Source organism: Aeromonas sp. S15(2024), from assembly GCF_041402265.1.
GTDB lineage: Bacteria > Pseudomonadota > Gammaproteobacteria > Enterobacterales > Aeromonadaceae > Aeromonas > Aeromonas dhakensis.
On the sequence record NZ_JBGLQY010000012.1, the window covers coordinates 20550 to 38078 of the forward strand.

The 17529-nt window shown below is 48.4% G+C and carries 18 protein-coding genes and 2 pseudogenes; 6 read left to right on the forward strand and 14 right to left on the reverse strand.

Annotation, left to right across the window (positions count from 1 at the left end):
* The first annotated feature begins 1 nt into the window (after nt 1).
* The 5 genes from ACB033_RS19110 to ACB033_RS19130 are packed head-to-tail and all read left to right on the forward strand — an operon-like array spanning nt 2 to nt 4752.
* Nucleotides 2–862, forward strand: a complete 861-nt coding sequence (locus ACB033_RS19110; RefSeq protein ID WP_139431084.1) for a radical SAM/SPASM domain-containing protein — start codon at nt 2–4, stop codon at nt 860–862.
* A complete protein-coding gene (locus tag ACB033_RS19115) occupies nt 859–1848 on the forward strand; it encodes a class I SAM-dependent methyltransferase (RefSeq protein ID WP_139431085.1) in 990 nt (329 codons plus the stop codon). The genes ACB033_RS19110 and ACB033_RS19115 overlap by 4 nt, the downstream gene beginning before the upstream one ends.
* 6 nt (nt 1849–1854) lie before the next feature.
* On the forward strand, nt 1855–3096 hold the full coding sequence (locus ACB033_RS19120; RefSeq protein WP_139726349.1) for an aminotransferase class III-fold pyridoxal phosphate-dependent enzyme: 1242 nt from the start codon (nt 1855–1857) through the stop codon (nt 3094–3096).
* On the forward strand, nt 3089–4081 hold the full coding sequence (locus ACB033_RS19125) for a hypothetical protein (RefSeq protein WP_139431087.1): 993 nt from the start codon (nt 3089–3091) through the stop codon (nt 4079–4081). The genes ACB033_RS19120 and ACB033_RS19125 overlap by 8 nt, the downstream gene beginning before the upstream one ends.
* 2 nt (nt 4082–4083) lie before the next feature.
* On the forward strand, nt 4084–4752 hold the full coding sequence (locus ACB033_RS19130; RefSeq protein ID WP_139431088.1) for a trans-aconitate 2-methyltransferase: 669 nt from the start codon (nt 4084–4086) through the stop codon (nt 4750–4752).
* 132 nt (nt 4753–4884) lie between these two features.
* Here ACB033_RS19130 and ACB033_RS19135 read toward each other — a convergent pair whose 3' ends face one another.
* A complete protein-coding gene (locus tag ACB033_RS19135) occupies nt 4885–5007 on the reverse strand; it encodes a hypothetical protein (protein WP_139431089.1) in 123 nt (40 codons plus the stop codon).
* A 10-nt stretch (nt 5008–5017) separates the two neighbouring features.
* Nucleotides 5018–5246, reverse strand: a pseudogene (locus tag ACB033_RS19140) (transposase); the annotation flags it as partial.
* A gap of 71 nt (nt 5247–5317) precedes the next feature.
* On the opposite strand from ACB033_RS19140, the pseudogene ACB033_RS19145 reads away from it, so the two are divergent.
* Nucleotides 5318–5545: pseudogene (locus ACB033_RS19145) on the forward strand (transposase); the annotation flags it as partial.
* A 506-nt stretch (nt 5546–6051) separates the two neighbouring features.
* On the opposite strand, the gene ACB033_RS19150 reads toward ACB033_RS19145, so the two are convergent.
* The 12 genes from ACB033_RS19150 to ACB033_RS19205 form a co-directional block, all read right to left on the reverse strand.
* Entirely contained in the window at nt 6052–6732 is a 681-nt protein-coding gene (locus tag ACB033_RS19150) for a bifunctional 2-polyprenyl-6-hydroxyphenol methylase/3-demethylubiquinol 3-O-methyltransferase UbiG (protein ID WP_139431090.1), read from the reverse strand.
* Nucleotides 6733–6812: 80 nt separating this feature from the next.
* Nucleotides 6813–8030 (reverse strand): hypothetical protein, encoded by a 1218-nt coding sequence (locus ACB033_RS19155; RefSeq protein ID WP_139726350.1) that lies wholly within the window; start codon nt 8028–8030, stop codon nt 6813–6815.
* A 50-nt stretch (nt 8031–8080) separates the two neighbouring features.
* Nucleotides 8081–9040, reverse strand: a complete 960-nt coding sequence (locus ACB033_RS19160; protein ID WP_139431092.1) for a glycosyltransferase — start codon at nt 9038–9040, stop codon at nt 8081–8083.
* A 6-nt stretch (nt 9041–9046) separates the two neighbouring features.
* Nucleotides 9047–10051, reverse strand: a complete 1005-nt coding sequence (locus ACB033_RS19165; RefSeq protein ID WP_139431093.1) for a class I SAM-dependent methyltransferase — start codon at nt 10049–10051, stop codon at nt 9047–9049.
* Nucleotides 10052–10102: 51 nt separating this feature from the next.
* Entirely contained in the window at nt 10103–11257 is a 1155-nt protein-coding gene (glf, locus tag ACB033_RS19170; protein WP_139726351.1) for a UDP-galactopyranose mutase, read from the reverse strand.
* Nucleotides 11254–12237 (reverse strand): glycosyltransferase family A protein, encoded by a 984-nt coding sequence (locus ACB033_RS19175; protein ID WP_139726352.1) that lies wholly within the window; start codon nt 12235–12237, stop codon nt 11254–11256. Before ACB033_RS19175 ends, glf begins: the two co-directional genes overlap by 4 nt.
* 158 nt (nt 12238–12395) lie before the next feature.
* Nucleotides 12396–13583: an acyl-CoA reductase gene (locus ACB033_RS19180; RefSeq protein ID WP_371140707.1), complete on the reverse strand. Its 1188-nt coding sequence runs from the start codon at nt 13581–13583 to the stop codon at nt 12396–12398.
* Nucleotides 13580–14638, reverse strand: a complete 1059-nt coding sequence (locus tag ACB033_RS19185; protein ID WP_371140682.1) for an acyl-protein synthetase — start codon at nt 14636–14638, stop codon at nt 13580–13582. The genes ACB033_RS19180 and ACB033_RS19185 overlap by 4 nt, the downstream gene beginning before the upstream one ends.
* Entirely contained in the window at nt 14638–16008 is a 1371-nt protein-coding gene (locus tag ACB033_RS19190) for an AMP-binding protein (protein WP_371140683.1), read from the reverse strand. The genes ACB033_RS19185 and ACB033_RS19190 overlap by 1 nt, the downstream gene beginning before the upstream one ends.
* Complete coding sequence (locus ACB033_RS19195; RefSeq protein WP_195879446.1) at nt 16008–16757, reverse strand: SDR family NAD(P)-dependent oxidoreductase; 750 nt, start codon at nt 16755–16757, stop codon at nt 16008–16010. Before ACB033_RS19195 ends, ACB033_RS19190 begins: the two co-directional genes overlap by 1 nt.
* Nucleotides 16757–16990: an acyl carrier protein gene (locus tag ACB033_RS19200; RefSeq protein ID WP_005306726.1), complete on the reverse strand. Its 234-nt coding sequence runs from the start codon at nt 16988–16990 to the stop codon at nt 16757–16759. The genes ACB033_RS19195 and ACB033_RS19200 overlap by 1 nt, the downstream gene beginning before the upstream one ends.
* On the reverse strand, nt 16987–17523 hold the full coding sequence (locus tag ACB033_RS19205) for a GNAT family N-acetyltransferase (protein ID WP_371140684.1): 537 nt from the start codon (nt 17521–17523) through the stop codon (nt 16987–16989). The genes ACB033_RS19200 and ACB033_RS19205 overlap by 4 nt, the downstream gene beginning before the upstream one ends.
* Between the last annotated feature and the right edge of the window lie 6 nt (nt 17524–17529).

Genomic DNA, 17529 nt, shown 5'->3' on the forward strand with positions numbered 1-17529 from the left:
TATGCTAAATGAATCTATTAAAGAAAATCTAAGAAGAAAATCAAGCTATATTGACGTTGTTCAGATCGTTGAAGAACGCCCTTTATTTAGTTGGATTGATATAAACATAACTGAGCTCTGCAATAGAAAATGTATTTTTTGCCCACGTTTCGATCCAGATCAATACCCAAATCAAAACATACACATGAGTATAGAATTGGCTAAAAATATTGGGCGCCAGCTTGAGACCCTCAACTATACTGGTGTTGTAGTGTTTTCAGGATATTCAGAGCCAATGCAATGTCCAAATCTAGAAGAAATAATTTCATCTTTTCCTAAAAGCATCAGATTAGAAATGGTAACCAATGGGGATTTTTTGAAACCGGAGAAAATAAAAAAACTATCTGATGCTGGACTGGATTATTTTGTCGTGAGTATGTATGACGGTCCTGAACAAGTTGAAAAGTTCAAGAGTATGTTTATCTCTGTTGGTTTAAGTGAAGAAAAGTACATTCTCAGAGATCGCTGGCACAATAAAGAAGATAGCTTTGGTCTTAAGTTGACAAACCGAGCTGGAACGGTAAGTGTGGGAGAGCAGACCGTACCCGATCCAACTCATCCCTGTTATTATACTGCATATTCATTAACTATTGATTGGAATGGTGATGTTATGCTTTGCATGCAAGATTGGAATAAAAAAATAAAGTTTGGAAATGCATCACAACAACGCCTTATTGATATATGGAATAGCAAGGCTCTCGATTTATATAGAAAGAAATTGATTAATGGTAAACGAACCTGCACTCCCTGTAATAAATGTAATACTGATGGAACTCTACATGGTCATAACCACGTTATATCTTGGAATCGGGTACTAAAATGAACAAAAGAATTACTTTTGACAGAATCCATACCACTAAGAAACAACAGCTACTACAAGAAATGATGACTAGAGCTTGTAGTGAAGCACTAAAAATAGGTAATAGTTCAATTAAATCAAATTATTGCCCTATATGCCATAATGATAAAATTAAATATTTCACCGAGAAATATGGTTTTCATCTGTCTCGCTGTAGTCATTGTGAACAGATCTTTTGTAATCCAATGCCAAGTAAATCTCAATTAGAATACTTTTATAATAGTGAAATGAAGGATTTCGAAAATGAGTTTTTCATGGAATCCTTTGAAGATCGCATTCCTATATTCGAAGAAAGAATTGATATTATAAAAGAATTTGTACCTTCTGGTAACCTTCTTGATGTAGGTAGTGCGATTGGAATATTCCTCACTGCACTCAATAGACAACCAAACTCATATAAACTATTTTCATGTGATCCGTCTAAGTCTGCATGTTCTACATTAAAAGACAGCATTCCAGATATAGAGTTATATCCTTGCATGGTAGAGGACCTTGAATTGCAGTCCCATTTTGACGCTATTACTATGTGGGATACACTAGAACATGTCACAGATCCACTCTTGGTTTCTAAAAAAATTAACTCATTATTAAAAAAAGATGGATATTGGTTTTTCTCGACACCGAATACACATAGCTTTGAATGGCTTACTGCTGAGGACCAGCATGTTCAAATTTTGCCACCGGGTCATATTAACCTATTCAACCCAACATCCATTAAAATACTACTTGAACAGACAGGATTTGATCTGATTGAGACTCACACATTAAATGGTACACTTGATGTTTCTTATATAAAAAAACAACTTAACATATCCAAAATCTTCAATGACAATATTGGATTATATTTAGGGCATCACTTAAATAGGCAGGAGTTCTCTGATTCATTCGCAGATTTCCTAGTGAAAACAAAAACTGCTGGCAATGTTTTTGCCATTGCCAAAAAAAGGTGAAGATGGATGGCTTCATATACGATTCATAATCCTGGCTATACTGAAAATGAAACTAAGTATGTTGCTGGTAAAGGAGCTTTCCTTATTAAAGAAAATGGTCAGTCTATCCTTGATGCAGGCTTAGCTGCTGGCTGCCATATATTGGGACATAGTCACAATGAAATAGTTAGTGCGTTATGTGAACAAGCGGAACAGGGAGTTATATTCCTCAATAATAATACTCAAATAAAACATTTGTCTGAACAGCTGGCTGAAGTATTACCCCCATTGTTAAATAACTTCGTTTTTTGTAATAGCGGAAGTGAAGCAACCCAGAGAGCACTCAGATATGCAAGAGCCGCTACAGGAAAAGATAAAATAGCTAGTTTTCAGGGTGGTTGGCATGGAATGAACGAGTGGACCTTACGCGATGATGGTGGTCGGTTCAGCCTGAATGATCATCGTCTACCGAGTGGCATCCCTGACTCTGTTTTACAACACAGTATTCTTTTACCATACAACGATAGCATGGCATTTGATATTATTGAAAAAAACAAAAGTACATTAGCAGCAATATGTATAGAACCTATTCAAGGTTCTAATCCACGAGATGACATTATTCCATTTTTAAGAAGATTAGAACAACTTTGCAAAGAGAATGGAATCCTAATAATTTATGATGAAATAATTTCAGGATTTAGAATTGGTATATCTGGCGCAACTGGTACATGGGGTTTAACCCCCGATATTGTTACATACGGTAAAATTCTAGGGGGAGGCCTACCAGTTGGACTCGTCGCCTTCACTGACTCTGTATCTCGGATGACATTTAGAGATCAATACAAGAAAATGCTATCCGGAGGAACCTTTTCAGCAAACCCATTGATGGCTAAAGTTGCCAGTACCGTAATAAATATTCTGAAACAAAAAGATTATGCAGTGATAGATACACTAGCAGCAACCTTTCGATCAGAAACTAACAAAAAACTTATCTCATTAAACATTCCCTGTCGACTTTCAGGATTTGCATCAATTAATAGATTATATTTTACTGACCAACCAATAAAAAATAGAGCACAGCGAGATTCTTTAGAGTTAAATTATGAATTCCAAAAAATATTTCGTGATCATATGATGCAGTTAAATGTCTTATGGCCGACTAATGGAATTGTTTTTACTGGATTTTGTCACAATGAGCAAATTATAAGAGAATTGAGTGATAAGATCGTAGATGCACTCAAAAAATGTATAGAGACACAGCATGTATAAGTTAAGGTTTAAGACAGCAGCTTACCGGTTATACGCACCCATTCTGTTTAAATTGATAAAGATATATGCAAAAATAAAGTTTATTTATACAAGAGATAGTGAATCTGATGTCTTTGCAATATTATGGGATCGATACCTAGCTAGAAAGTTTCTGAATGAGGCTAGATATATCAACGGCACCGCTGTTAGCAACATTAAATGGCAAAGAAAATCATCAAAGATATTCATTCTTGGTTGTGGTACCAGTATCAACGACGTATCTGATGATGAATGGAACATGATAAAACAACATGATAGTATAGGTATAAATTATTTCTATTTTCATGATTTTATTCCCACGGCTCATTTCATAGAACTTGGCGGTTCAAATGAAGCATTTAATTGTATACATGACCATCTATTAGGTGACCCTCTTAGAACTGAACCCATATTTATGCAAATTAGACATTTAATTAACAGCGGGCGAGTTTTAAAATCCGATAGAAATAGAGTGAATTTATATTCACCAACTACTATGTTAACTAGCGACAATCATGTTTTAAAACAATATCTAGAACATTATTATTTACCATCTTCAAATTCATCACCTCTGATTCATTATTGCTCCACTCTTGACTGTGCATTAAATTTTGCAGTAAGACAAGGCTACAAAGAAATAGCCTTTGTTGGTGTAGATTTAAACCATAGTGCGTACTTTTGGGACAAACCTTCAAATAATAAAAAATATTCATCCGCAATCAAAGCGGTAAACGATGACTATGCTATAGGACAATGGGATAGAAACTTATTAAAGCCTCACGCCACAACAGATAATACTATTAAAGGTCGACAAAATCGTCTCGATATAGTTGCATATCTAACCTTAATAAAAGAATGTATATTAGACAAAAAGGAAATAACACTCACAATAACCAATCCTCATTCGTTGTTGTCTAAATCCTTTAAATATAAGTCCATCGTAAATTTCATCAATAATAGAGACTAATAATGAGCAAGTCTGGCGATTTTATTTTTAAAAGAAACCCTGAGAATAGATTAATCTTTGTCGGAGATTTTGATGGGTATTATCGCTCGGAAAGTGATCCTTGGGGACAATCGGCATCATCATCAATGAGAGGATATTATGAGCTTTCACGAGAAAGATTGATATCGATAATATCAAAAATTGACAAAAAAGACCATATTATGGAAGTTGGCTGTGGTCTTGGTTATGTTACTGCGATGATTGCTGAAAACTTCACTGAAAGTCATGTTTATGGGGTAGATATTAGTGAGACAGCTATAAAATCCGCTCGTGAGAAATTTAATACTTTAAGTTTTACTCAGGCAGATATCAGCAACTTGATACCAACAGTTCTCCCCCATGACACTTACGACATCATTATTCTAAATCAACTTCTCTGGTATATTTTGGAACCATTACCACAAGTACTAAAAAATATCCATTCATTGTTAACAGAGGATGGTTATTTAATAGTTTCAAACGCCTTTGCAAGAGAGCAACACTATGGCGCGCATATTATTGACCATTTTTATGGGGCTACAGCATATTTCTCACACCAAAATAACTTCAAACTCTTACACGCAGCTTTTTATCGTGACGAGGAAGAGCATGATGATGGTCATTTTTTATTAAAAAAATGCCATCCCATTTAACAAAAGTGGATGCGCAGCATATTTATATGATTATAATAAATTATGTAGGTAATATTTTTAACACTAACGGGGCCGGCTGCACCAGTGATACTCGTCTATCTTTACCTACAACTATTTATGCTAGGAGTGAAGTCACTTCTCGGCCTCTGCTGGCGATATCCCATCATTATGTTGATGTGGTCGCCGCCAGTTGTAGTAATCCATCAGGTAATAACTGATATCCCGTTTCGCTTCCCGCAAGCTCATATATCCCATAGCCCGGAGCCATTCTGACTTCAGGCTCCTGAATTTGTTGCTGCTCCGGAGTCAGTACTTTGCCGACTGGGGGTGGTGCCAGTTCGTTCGGATTGTAGTTGCTGAACCCAGGGGCGAAGTACGGTTTCATCGACATCCAGAGAACGGCTTGCCTCGGGGACAGAATATCCCTGGTCGAGCACTAGGGATGCGGCTTCGAATTTGAATTGGGCAGTAAATGAGCGATGTAATCTTGTCATTGAACACCTCAGGTCTGGGTGGCGACTATACCACCTAAAATGGTGTCCGGGATGATTAGACCACTACATGGTATCATAAGGGGCGTCCACTGGTATTAGATAAAGCTCGTTATCGAAGGCGAAATGTGGTCGAGCGGTGCTTCGGATGGCTGAAGAAGTTTCGCCGATTCTCAACGAGGTATGAAAAGCTGGCGGGAGGTTTTGCCGCTTTTATCAAGCTGGCTTTCTGCCTTCGTTACTTGCGGGAACTATTGGTGGACAGACAGAAAACTAGCATTTTGAGAACACAGCCTAGCTGAACAGTGTCGGCCTAGTAATGGAGGCAACAACGGTATGCTGTTAGCTGGGCATTAAACGAGGTGAAGGCATGTAGCGCCACAAGCTCCTTTTGGGCCACACTACACGAGCAAAAGGTTAACCGGGGAAATAGGAACTACAGGTGTTGCAAGGCTGGGGGATCCGCGATGGTAAACCATCAAGATGATGGCCTACTTCAAGATTAATCTCTCAACGACATATTCCGATTTAAAATGAACGCTGACTCCGGCTTGCATATACACCGATCTCGGAATGCTAAGAACTCGTGTTCTAGTATTGAATGAAGGGTCAAGAACAAACTCCCATAGATTACTGCGCTTGGATGCTGACTTATTTGGTGAGCCGAAAAATACCTATCCTTAAAGCTCAATATCTGCTCGATCATTCCACTTCAGTGTCCTTTCCGGAAAGGATGTTCGTAGACTCTGGAGTCACTGTTCAACCTAGACGGAATGCGCATTCAGTATATTATAGAAATTGAGCCATTTCATTTATACCAGTTTAACTCATAAATATCGCCATTGAAACCTTCAGCCAATCCTTGAGGTAAGTACATTGATAACTTCTCAATGTCACCATAGTCGTAATTCAAATCTTTTGGTAAAACAATGCTCCGTTTCTCTATGATACAGGAGATATTGTATGAATAGCGCAATATTGCGGCCCGTCGGCAATCAAACCCAGCCATAACAAGATTATATATTAATAGCCCTGCATTCCATATAGAAACATGCCCTCCTACAATTTCATTCTTCATGGGGGGGACAGTTATCGCTAATACCCCCCCCTCAATCAAGTGACTATTAATATTAAGAAGGAATTGATTAACATTTAATTGGTGCTCAAGAACATGGGAACACCATATACAATCAAAGGCTTTATCAAATGATAAATCCATAAAATTTCCATTAATTACCTCAAAGTCCGGTGAAGCACGCTTTGAATAAATTGAGCCACCTAAGTCGACTGCAGTAACTTTTTTTCCATGTGCTGATAGTATATTTGAGTGGAGCCCTTCACCAGCGCCCAAATCCAATACACTTTCAAATACATAGTCATCTAATAATTTTTGCATGGCTTGACCTGCAGTCCCATGCTCAACCAAACCATTAAACTCCGCTCTTAATGGTTTGAGATGGACTTTATTTAAATTATTACAATCAATCATGGCAAACCTCAATATTATATTGGTTAATATTTATGTATGTTTTACACCACGCCATACAATATCGTCTAAAATGTGGACCATCACAGTCCAAAATGCCTCATAAATTTACCAATTTTATTCTCAATGTCTGCCCCATCAACCCTGAATTGGTTATTTACCATTGCTAACAGTGTCATATACTCATTCTCATTACAGTTTAACAATGAATGGCCATAAAAATGCACAGGTATTCCAACTAAACGCGCTTCAAATAAGGTGCTTGAGTTGATCCCACAAATAAGTTTACTAGATAAAGCGAGCGTCATAAAATCACCATCAACAACCTCATAACCATGAAAATCATAAATATCCTTCGATGGGTCAAGCGGATGGGGTTTGAACATCAAGCGTTCATTTCCATAATCTCTTATCACATCATCAATAAATTTTTGTATATTATCCCCATAATCAGAGTAAAGATGAACATTAGTATCAGTGGCAATCTGTAGGGGAACTAAGATTGCCTCACCAGGAATCCAAGATCTCCCTTTAAGAAGTCCCTCACGTAATTGAACTAACTCTTGCTCTGCCGATTCCTTCTGGCTCGCTTGCAACTCTATCTCGCGCGCCAAATTAACCCCCCGACGGTCCAGATAAACATAGTCTCGCTGAGGAAAAAATCCCAACTCAGCATAAATAATTGGCTTGTTGTGTCCCTGAAGATACTGCTTTATACCTTCATAATAGACGGGAACACCATTCCAAATGATGGCACCCAGTAAGCGTGATGGTTTAATCTCTGTTATTGCTCTAATATCATATGGTCGAACAATATGACATCTAATATGCCGTTGAGATAGCCAACTAATGAGACTAGATAATTTTTTAACATGAAGATCCAACATGCAAACTAGTAAAACTACCGGCCAATTATTGCATTCTATTGGCAAGCCTCTACAAGGATCAGCTAATGGAACCAGAATTTCCTCTGGCTCTAGAGCTATAAGCTTGAAGCATCCTTTAAGTTTTAACTTAATGATCAGCTCTTGCTCATAATCATAAGGTGAAGAACCGATGATTATACTTAAGTCTTGCTGACTGGCCTGCATCATACTAATAACAGGGAGACCAAATTTTTCGACACACCCACTTTCCATAGTATCAATTAATGCAAGAGGCAGCGGAACTTGCTGCTCTTGCAAACGTTGTAGGATAAGCCGACTATAATTTCCCAATCCCGCTAACAAATATCCAGATGAAGGTAGTGCGGCAATGGCCAGAGATTCAATTCTTTCTCGCCCAATAATTTTCAGTTTCATAACACCTCAATTTTATTGCATAAATCACACTACCATCCATATTGTTTACATCAAGTAGATATTCGAGGTAACCAGCAAATATCAAAGTCTGCATGATAACGTGTATAGATACCCATGTTTACATTATTCTTTCGACATAAATGGTGCCAACGTTCTGCTAATACACCAAAATCATCAGACAGTGTTTTATGGGTAGAGAGAAAATTAAGCCAATCAGCTAACCGATGCAGTTGCTCATTTGATAAATTTGTTGGTTGATCAATCATCAATTCATGTGCATCCATGTCTTGCTCTATCACTGAAACACCCAATCTATCCAGATATTTACTAATTATTCGTCGATACAGATCTCGTTGTCTAGCTTTACGTAAAATTGAAGATTGATGCTTATGAATCCGATATAGTACCAACACATCACGGATATTTGCAAAACGTACTTCAGGATGACTAGTAAACATGCGTGTCCATAGCTCTGTATCTTCAACATCTGTATAGTCAATGTCATAACGAAACTGTCTATAAACACTAGATCGCACTAATATCGCATTATGCCCAACACCATTACTAAACAATAGGACAGCATTTTTTATAAAATTATCTTCTGCTCTATAATGCCATACTTCATCACGTAAACCAAATAGCTGTAACCAGCATCCCACAATATCAACTTCAGGATGTGCTTTGAGAAAATCCATCTGTCTAGTGATTCTATCCGTTGTTGAAATATCATCACCATCCATCCTCGCTATAAATTCCCCCTTGGCCATGGTTAAGGCATCATTAAGATTGCTAGCAATCCCTTTTCGCTTACGCTGATGAAAATTAATACGAGGATCTACAATGGCCATTCGATTAATTACATCACATGTACAGTCATCAGAACCATCATCAATGATTATTATCTCTAAATTTCTATATGACTGAGTCAATATACTCGCTACAGCTTCCTCAATATAGTCACCACAGTTATAAACCGACATAATGACTGAAACTAATGGTTCATTATTCATATAATGTCACCCTAGTTTTTTAGTTGGCTTTAGTATTATTGAAATACAATCAAGATCAAGCCCACCCCAATTAATAACCTTTTGCTCCAACACTTTAAGACCATAGTGATGGGCAATTCTCACTATATCTTCTGAGATAAGATTACTTCTTCCACCATAATTAAAGTTCCATTGTTCAAACACTACCATTTCCTGTTGCTTAGCTGCCAAATTAGAGTGATGTACAAATATTAACCCTCCTTCTGCTAGCACTCTGGAAAACTCTGATAAATAATAGTCAATGTCTTTATAAGTAAAATGAACCATTGCATCCCAACTATATATGAAGTTAATTGCATTAGCTTCAACTGGAATAGGACCAGATGCGTTACAGAGTGGCATAACATGAGAGGATGTAGCAAATTTTTCCTTACAAAAGTCAATTGCAGTGTGACTTGAATCTACAATATATAACTTGCCTGATAGTGGACTAAAAAATTTGGCAATACGACCCTCGCCACAAGCAAAATCCATGACACTTGAATAATCTATTATATCTTTATATCTCAATAAAATAGGATTTATTATTTCTTCAAATTGTATATTTGCACGCTTTTCTGCTTCTATATAGTAGCTTTTCCAGTCGACAGAAGCAGGGGTTTTACATATATTTTCAAATGAAACAGATAGCATGTTTGAACTATCAATAGTGACGATCTTATTTTTGTCGACACCATAATCAATCAATCTCTGCATAATCTCAATGGAAAATGCTAATGAAGCGACAACAATATAGTCAGGTTCATCCCATTTCATTTTGTCAGGAGACATATAAGAGCGAGTTACATTACAGTCAATATCTTTCTGTTCTTGATGAGAAAATTTCTCATCTATTACCCATAATACATTGCAATATTTTTCAGCATCTAGTTGACTGATAATATCTCTATATATATCGCCAGCGCCATAAATTGCTACTTTTGCATTTTTTTCCACAGAGGAAAATGGAAATAAGCAGTATTTAATACTCATGTGCTATATGTCTCCAACTTTGGAATAAACAGAATCCAGTGTTGATTAGAGTTAATTTTTATAAGTGATAGACATCTTTAGTGCATTTATAACCGCATCATCCATATCAAAATAGCGATACTCGGCAAGGCGTCCTAGGGCGATCAGCTGTGGGAAATTGGTCAATTCATCACGGCACGCTTGGTAATGCTGTTTGGCTGCATCGGTAAATAGCGGGTAGTAGGGCTCGAGCCCCTGTTCCGGCTTATAGTCACAGGGATATTCGTAAACAATGCTGGTACCGGGATGTACCTGCCCGCTGAAATGCTTGAACTCGGTGATCCGCGTGAAGGCTTCTTCATTCGGATAATTGACGGTGGTGACCGGTTGAAATTGTTCCTGCGCCAGATGGCGATGCTCAAAACGCAGTGAGCGATATGGCAGATAATTCCCCTCTGCCGGCAGCAGATGATCCAGCATCCCGGTATAGATCAAGGGGCCGTCAAATGGCTCACCATCCAGCAGCACCTGCTTCTGCTGCCAATCCAGCCTGACGTGCTGTGCCATGGGGGTCGACAGCCTCACTTCAATCAGCGGGTGCGCGAGCATGCGCTCAAACATGGCGGTATAGCCTGCGGCCGGCACCGCCTGCCAGGAGTCGGTAAAGTAGCGATCATCCCGACTGACCACCACGGGTACCCGCGCCGTCACCTCGGGGGAGATCTGCTCGGGCGGTACCCCCCACTGTTTGCTGGTGTAGTTGACGAAGGCCTTCTGATAGATGAAATCCGCCAGTTCGCCCAGCAGGGGATCCTGCTCCTTGCGCAGTTCGAGAATCGGTACTCTGGCGTTATCCCCGAACCGGGTGCGCAGGGCCTCAATCATGGCGCCGGCCTTGTCGGCGGGGAAACAGCGCTCGATGCTGGTCAGGTTGAACGGGATAGGCACCAACTGCCCGTCGATACGTGACAGCACGCGATGCTCGTAAGGCAACCACTCGGTAAACTGCGACAGGTAATCCCACACCTCCTTGCTGTCGGTATGGAAGAGGTGCGGCCCATAGCGATGGATCAGCACGCCATGTTTGTCATACTCGTCGAAACAGTTGCCCCCGATGTGATCGCGCTGTTCCAGCACCAGCACCTTCCAGCCAAGCTGGCTGGCCATGCGTTCAGCCATGACGGCACCAGACAGCCCGGCGCCAATGACGATTGCCTGATAACTCACGCCGCTTCTCCAAACAGTTGTTGTACGACCCGGGCAGGATGGGCTCGCTGCGCCCACGCCAGTTGATGGCGCTCGTCGAAGAACCAGCCAGGGGCCAGCTCCGCAACCTCTGCCGCCGACTGCTCGATGAGCTGAGTAAAGCGGGCGACATCATCCTGCAGCAAAAAGTAGAGCGCGGCAGAGTAGTAGTGATGGGCACGCCCCTGGGCAATGACCACTGGGTCTGCACCGAATGCAGCGGCATTGTCACAGGCGCGCAGCAGGTCGCGCAGCGACTGCTCACGCCGCTCTGCGGATTTGCGGGTCTGCCCGCCGAAGCTCTGGGTATGGAAGCGATAACGCCCCAGCAGCTCGGGGATGAAATCCAGGGTGCCCGGATTGAGGGAGAGATTCAGGATGTGCCAGGGATAATCGAGAATGATCTTGCACCCCTCATCGATGGCATCGGCCATGCCGTCATAGCGGCGGAACATGATGGAGCTGGCATTGACGAAGACCCCGAAGCGGATCAGCGCCTCCCGCGTCATCACGGGTTCGAGGTAACGGGCATTGTAGTAATCACGGGTGAAGAGCTTGATGCGCGCATCGGTCTCATCATCAAACATCTCCGCCTCGTGATAGCAAAGCATGCAGTCGGGGTGCACGTCCAGATAGTCAGCCTGACGCTGCAGCTTGCCCGGCAAGGCCAGGTCGTCGCCATCCACATAGGCAAGGTAGGCCCCTTTTGCTTCGCCAAGCAGCCGCTTCTGGGTTCTGGCCAGCCCCATGTTCTGTTCGTTTTGCAGGGCCCGCAGGGCCGGCCACTGCCTTGCCAGCCGCTGCATGATGGACCAGGAGTCATCACTCGAGCCGTCATCGATGGCGATCACCTCGAACTCGAAATCCGTCTGCTGCTCGAGCAGGCTGAGCAGGCAGGGTTCGATGAAGCGCGCCAGATTGTAGACGGGCACCAATACGCTGACTTTCATAGGGAAATCCAAGGGAAAATGAATAGAAAAGAAGCGGATGGGAGAAAATGGGCAAGGCTACCGCACGGTCCCTGTCAACCCTTCTCCCTCTCTGTCAGGTTTTACTGCAAGAGGTATGCCTGACCAAGCTAATCCATTGAAGCTGCTGGATTTATGTGAGCCACACCCGATTATTCACGTCGGCTGAGGCCACGGCTGTACTGTTGCAGCATGTCGATGCCATCCCAGTGCCATTCGAATGCGAGCGCCTGTCCCGGCGCCACCACCCGGTCAATCCGGCAGATGGGGGCAGTCGGCAGCGCCGCCTCGACCCCGGCCCTGTCACCGCCGACCCAGACGCAGGTCTGCATGTCCCAGGGCTGCGCCAGCAGCTCATTCAGGGTATCGGCCACAAATTCGGCAACTGTACCTCCTCCGACGTGTGCGAGCCGCAGCCCGCTCGCCGGAGTCAATAAGGTGACGCCGGGCAAGCTGGTCACCTTCATTCCCCCCTGCTCGGCGGCATTTTGTTGACTGTGGATGAGTCGTTCCATCGCCAGAGCGGGATCGGCGGCAAAGGGGGCAAACAGGGCTTCCAGCAGGCGGCGGCGCAACCCCTCGTCGGGCTCACCCAGCCAGCAGAGGGTGGTTGGCGAGGCACAGGCCTGCTGGTTGAAACGGGTGCAGTCCTGCTGCAAGGCAGCCAGCGTCCGTTGCCACTCTTGTGGATCCAGCCCGGCCAGCCAGCGGCTGTCGAGCACCGCCATAGAGCGGCGATCCGGAAACACCACCTCCTGCGCCGTCGGTGCCAGGGGAATGGCCCGCACCTGGCGAATGGTCTCGTCGCCGCCCCAGATGATGCGCAGCCGACAGCGCTCCGACAGCCAGGCGGTGATGCCCTCGTCGTGGTCATAGCGAATGAAGCGGGTGCGGGCGGCGATCGCTTGCCATTCACCGAGGCTGAACAGTTCGTTGAGGATCGCCAGCATGGCCTCCTGCTGCGGATCGCGGCGTGACGACAGCCGCACCACGCAGGGATTGCCCATCAACAGACCCATCAACCAGGAGTAGAAGGCCACCGTCGGCACGTTGGAGGGCACCAGATGAAAGGTGACCCCCAGCGGCCCCCGTCCCTGCAAGCGCTGCTGCTCTCTGGCCAGCTGGCGCGGTCGCAGCCAGAAACCGAACGCGGCCAGATCGGGGTGACGACGACCCTCCTGCTGCAGGCGGGCCGATAGCGCCGCCACGAAGTCGCAGATGACGGGGGCAAAGCAGGGCAACGGCTGCGGGCAGAAGGTTTGCCAGCCCGTCGTCGGGGCCACGAAGCTGACCGCAGGCCCCTCCTGCCAGAGTCCGGTGGTCATCCCGGACGGGGTCATTGGAAGGTGTCGCTGCATCCCCTCACCTCGGCGCCGTGCTGGCGCCCCGCTACGTGAAAATAACGGCCATGGCGGCCACAAGGGCAGTCATCCTCCCCCAGCAGCACGCCGAGATCCTCGCTCAGCAGGCTGTGGCCGGGATAACTGCCGGGAATGGCGGAGAGCACCTGCAGCAGGCCTGGGCTGCCAATCCCGAGCGGCTGATGGGTGAGCGGATCACGCACCTGTACATCGGCAAACACGGGGGCATGCAGGTGACCCTGCTCGCACTCGACGAAGATGGAGCCCACCTGCTCCACCATGCCGTAGAAGTTGTGTACCCGGCCCAGTCCCAGCTGTTCCCGGCAGCGGGCCTTGAAGGCGGGATTGTCCACCGCCAGATGTTGCAGCTTCTTCCAGCCACCGCTGTGAAACAAAATGCCCTGCGTCAGCGGCAGTTGCAGGCCGCGCTCGCGCAGCGGCTCCAGCAGGCATTGCCAGACCATGAAGGTGAAGCCGAACAGCAGCACCGGCTGGCCGGTATATTTGTCACAGAAGGCCTCAATGACGGGCCAGTTGGGCCGCATCTGCTCGTCGAGGGCATAGGTATGGTCACGGCCGAGGAAAGAGAGCCCCAGCGCGCCCGCGCCGCGCGCCGAAAAGCCGCTGCGGTTCTGGATCAGGGCGGGCTGCTCCACCAGCAACATGGGCAGGCGCTGCTTGCCGACAAACTCCTGCAGGATCTTCACCAGCACCTTGCTCTGCAGGGCGGCCGTCTCCCTGTCCAGCACGATCCGTGATGGCGAGCCCGTGGTGCCCGACGAGGTGAGCACCTTGAACACCTCGCTCTGTGGCACGCTCTGCCATTGGGCCAGTTTGAACAGCCGGGCCGCCAGGTAGGGCAGCGCATCGTAGTCGGTCGCCGCAGCCGTCCAGCCGAAGGCTTGCAGCACATTGTCATAGGCCGTGCAGTGTGCCCGATGGTGCGCAGTCAGCGCGTTGAGCCGCGCCAGCAGCAGCGCCTGTTTGGCGGCCTGGGGCAGCGCGAAGACCGGCGCGCTCAGCAAGTGCTCCATCACGCCTCCCCCGCCAGTCTGGCCAGAGCGGCGTAGTCAATCTTGTGATTGGCGGTGCGCGGCAGTTGCGTCACCTGCACCACCTGCACCGCCCGCGGCGGGGCCTGCAGCCACTGCGCCAGCTCACGCTGCAAGCCGTCGGCCGTCTGGTCACCACGGGGTTCGACGGCCACCAGCAGGCGGTCGTCACGCCCGCCGCAAGCCCCCGTCCAGTCCCAGCGATGGAGCTGGCTCTCGACCTCCGCCAGGCTGATCCGCTTGCCGAACAGCTTGAGAAAACGGCTGAGCCGGCCGCAGATGTAGTAGCGGCCCGCCTCATCGCAACGGGCTAGATCGCCGGTGGCCAGCTCCTGCAGCTGGGCGCCAAGCGCCAGATCCTCGGCCGTAACGGCGTAACCCAGCATGACGTTGTCACCGCGATAGACCAGCTCCCCCTCCCCGGGCTTGCCCCCCTCCAGCGCGCGCAAGGCGAACTGGCCGCCGGGAATGGCGCGGCCGATGGCATCCGGATGAGCGGCCACCTCGGGCGCCGCCAGCCAGGCCATGCGGGCGGTGGCCTCGGTCTGGCCGTACATGACGAAGAAGCGCCGCTCAAGCCGCAGGGCCTGCTCGGCAAACTGCTGTGCCAGCGCGGGCTCTAAACGCCCGCCCGCCTGGGTCAGGGTCTGCAACGAGGGGTAACGGGCCCAGTCAAAGCGCAGCCGGGCCAGCATCTGATAGGTAAAGGGCACCCCGGCAAAGCTGCTCACCTCGTGCAGATCAACCTGCTGCCAGAAGTCGCGCTCCAGCACGCTCCCTTCGTGCTGCACCAGGGAGGCGCCCACCAGCAGATGGCTGTTGAGCACCGACAAGCCGTAGGAGTAGTACAGCGGCAGGCTGGTGATGGCCCGCTCGGCCGCCGTCAGCGCCAGATAGTCGGCGATGGAGGTGGCGTTGGCCGCCAGATTGCGCCCAGACAGCCGCACCCACTTGGCACTGCCGGTGCTGCCCGAAGTCGGCAGCAATACTGACAGTTCCGGGTGCAGGCTGGGCGTCGTCGCGGCAAGCCGCTCCAGCTGACCGGCGTCATTGACCCGCCAGCTCACGCCAAACTGCCGGCAGCTGGCATCGTGCTGGCTCGCTGGGAGGGCCGGGTCTGCCAGCATCACGACATGCCCCTGCTTGAGTGCAGCCAGATAGTGCAACAGGTGGGCGGTGCGGGTGAAAAAGGGCAGATAGACCAGGCTGCGCTCGTCCGGATAGCTGGCCGCCAGCAGCGCCACCCGCCGCGCCAGCTCGCCGTAGGAGAGCCAGCCCTCTTGCGGATCGCGCCAGGCCGGCGCCGGGTTGTCTTCCCGCAGGTGGGCGAGCAGTGCGTGCGCGTGATCCATCAGACCGTCATGCCTCCATCCACGCCGATGACCTGGCCGGTCACATAGCTTGCCAGGTCGGAGGCGAGAAACAGCGCTACCCCGGCCACTTCGTCCGGCGTGCCGATCCGCCCCATGGCGATACTGGCGAGCCGCTCGGCAAACTTGTCGTCCGGGATGGCGTGGGCCATCTCGGTGTCGATGAAGCCGGGGGCGATGGCATTGACCCGGATCCGGCTGGCGGCCAGCTCCTTGGCCAGCGACTGGGTGATGCCGATCACCGCCGCCTTGCTGCCGGCATAGCTGCAAAGCCCGGCGGCACCGACCCGCCCCATCAGGGAGGCCAGGTTGATGATGCTGCCGCCACCGCTGCGCTGCATCAGGCGGGCAGCATACTGGCTGCAATAGACCACGCTGAAGGTATTGTGGCTGAAGGTCTGCTCCAGCTGGGCCTGATTGACCATGCCGAGCAGCCCCTCTTCCAGCATGCCGGCATTGTTGACCAGCACGTCCAACTGGCGCGTCTGGGCAAACAGCTGCTGAAAGGCCTGCTTGACTGCCTGCGGCTGCGCCACGTCGACACAGAGAGAGTGACAAGGCACGCCGAACTCGGCGCCGAGCTCATCGGCCAGCCTGCTCATGGCCGCCTCATCGCGTCCCGCCAGCCACAGTTCGGCCCCCTGCGCGGCAAACAGCCGGGCAATGGCGAGCCCGATGCCCCGCCCGGCGCCGGTGATCAACACCCGCTTGCCTTGCAGCAGCCCCTGCATCAGAGGGCGACCCCGTACTTGGCGAGGATCTCCCGCGCCTTGGCGACCGAGCTCATGTCGATGATGTCATCGGTATCGAGCAGCACGCCGTAGCAGTCCTCCAGCTGGGCAATCAGGCCCATGTGGGCGACGGAGTCCCACTGGGGAATGCTGTTGTAGGCCAGCTGGTCGCTGACGCTGCCGACGTCGATGCCGAGGGCATCGGCAAAAACCTGTTCCAACGCTGTAGTCATCTGAAAAATCTCCGTAGCCGTTCTCGGGCGGCATAATAGTCGGCGGGCTGCAGTTCGAGGGCGATGAAGTCACCCTGTTGCCCCTGTTGGCGATAGCCGAGCTGTGCATTGAGGCGCAGGGCGGCGTCGTTGCCGATGCGCACCAGAGTGCGGATGCAGCCGAGCCCGAAGGTATCGAAGCCCTGATCGAGCTGTGACAGGGCGGCGGCGACGGCCAGCATGGGGTGGCGCACGCTGGAGCGGCCCAGATAGAGACCGGCATCGGCCACCGGCTGCCCCTGCAGCGATTGCCGCGCCTCCCCTTTCAGGTTGACGTAGCCGGCCCGCAGGCCGCGGCACCAGAGCACCCAGTGCTGCTGGTCAGGCCGTTCCAGGCTGCTGACGAACCACTGCCGTTGCTGGCGGGGGGAGATGAGCGCCTGCTCCACCATCTGCAACCGCACCTCGTCCTGGTTGCGCCAGCGTCGCAGGGTAGGCAGATCCCAGGGCTGGAGCGGGCGCAATTCGACACCATAACTCATGTTCAATACCAATGACGT

What these genes read in the sequence shown, in the direction of transcription:
- ACB033_RS19110 (WP_139431084.1), top strand. Translation starts at nt 2, where the DNA reads ATGCTAAATGAATCTATTAAAGAAAATCTAAGAAGAAAATCAAGCTAT.
- ACB033_RS19115 (WP_139431085.1), top strand. Translation starts at nt 859, where the DNA reads ATGAACAAAAGAATTACTTTTGACAGAATCCATACCACTAAGAAACAA.
- ACB033_RS19120 (WP_139726349.1), top strand. Translation starts at nt 1,855, where the DNA reads ATGGCTTCATATACGATTCATAATCCTGGCTATACTGAAAATGAAACT.
- ACB033_RS19125 (WP_139431087.1), top strand. Translation starts at nt 3,089, where the DNA reads ATGTATAAGTTAAGGTTTAAGACAGCAGCTTACCGGTTATACGCACCC.
- ACB033_RS19130 (WP_139431088.1), top strand. Translation starts at nt 4,084, where the DNA reads ATGAGCAAGTCTGGCGATTTTATTTTTAAAAGAAACCCTGAGAATAGA.
- ACB033_RS19135 (WP_139431089.1), bottom strand. Translation starts at nt 5,007, where the DNA reads ATGGGATATATGAGCTTGCGGGAAGCGAAACGGGATATCAGTTATTAC.
- ACB033_RS19150 (WP_139431090.1), bottom strand. Translation starts at nt 6,732, where the DNA reads ATGATTGATTGTAATAATTTAAATAAAGTCCATCTCAAACCATTAAGA.
- ACB033_RS19155 (WP_139726350.1), bottom strand. Translation starts at nt 8,030, where the DNA reads ATGAAACTGAAAATTATTGGGCGAGAAAGAATTGAATCTCTGGCCATT.
- ACB033_RS19160 (WP_139431092.1), bottom strand. Translation starts at nt 9,040, where the DNA reads ATGAATAATGAACCATTAGTTTCAGTCATTATGTCGGTTTATAACTGT.
- ACB033_RS19165 (WP_139431093.1), bottom strand. Translation starts at nt 10,051, where the DNA reads ATGAGTATTAAATACTGCTTATTTCCATTTTCCTCTGTGGAAAAAAAT.
- ACB033_RS19180 (WP_371140707.1), bottom strand. Translation starts at nt 13,583, where the DNA reads ATGACCCCGTCCGGGATGACCACCGGACTCTGGCAGGAGGGGCCTGCG.
- ACB033_RS19185 (WP_371140682.1), bottom strand. Translation starts at nt 14,638, where the DNA reads ATGGAGCACTTGCTGAGCGCGCCGGTCTTCGCGCTGCCCCAGGCCGCC.
- ACB033_RS19190 (WP_371140683.1), bottom strand. Translation starts at nt 16,008, where the DNA reads ATGGATCACGCGCACGCACTGCTCGCCCACCTGCGGGAAGACAACCCG.
- ACB033_RS19195 (WP_195879446.1), bottom strand. Translation starts at nt 16,757, where the DNA reads ATGCAGGGGCTGCTGCAAGGCAAGCGGGTGTTGATCACCGGCGCCGGG.
- ACB033_RS19200 (WP_005306726.1), bottom strand. Translation starts at nt 16,990, where the DNA reads ATGACTACAGCGTTGGAACAGGTTTTTGCCGATGCCCTCGGCATCGAC.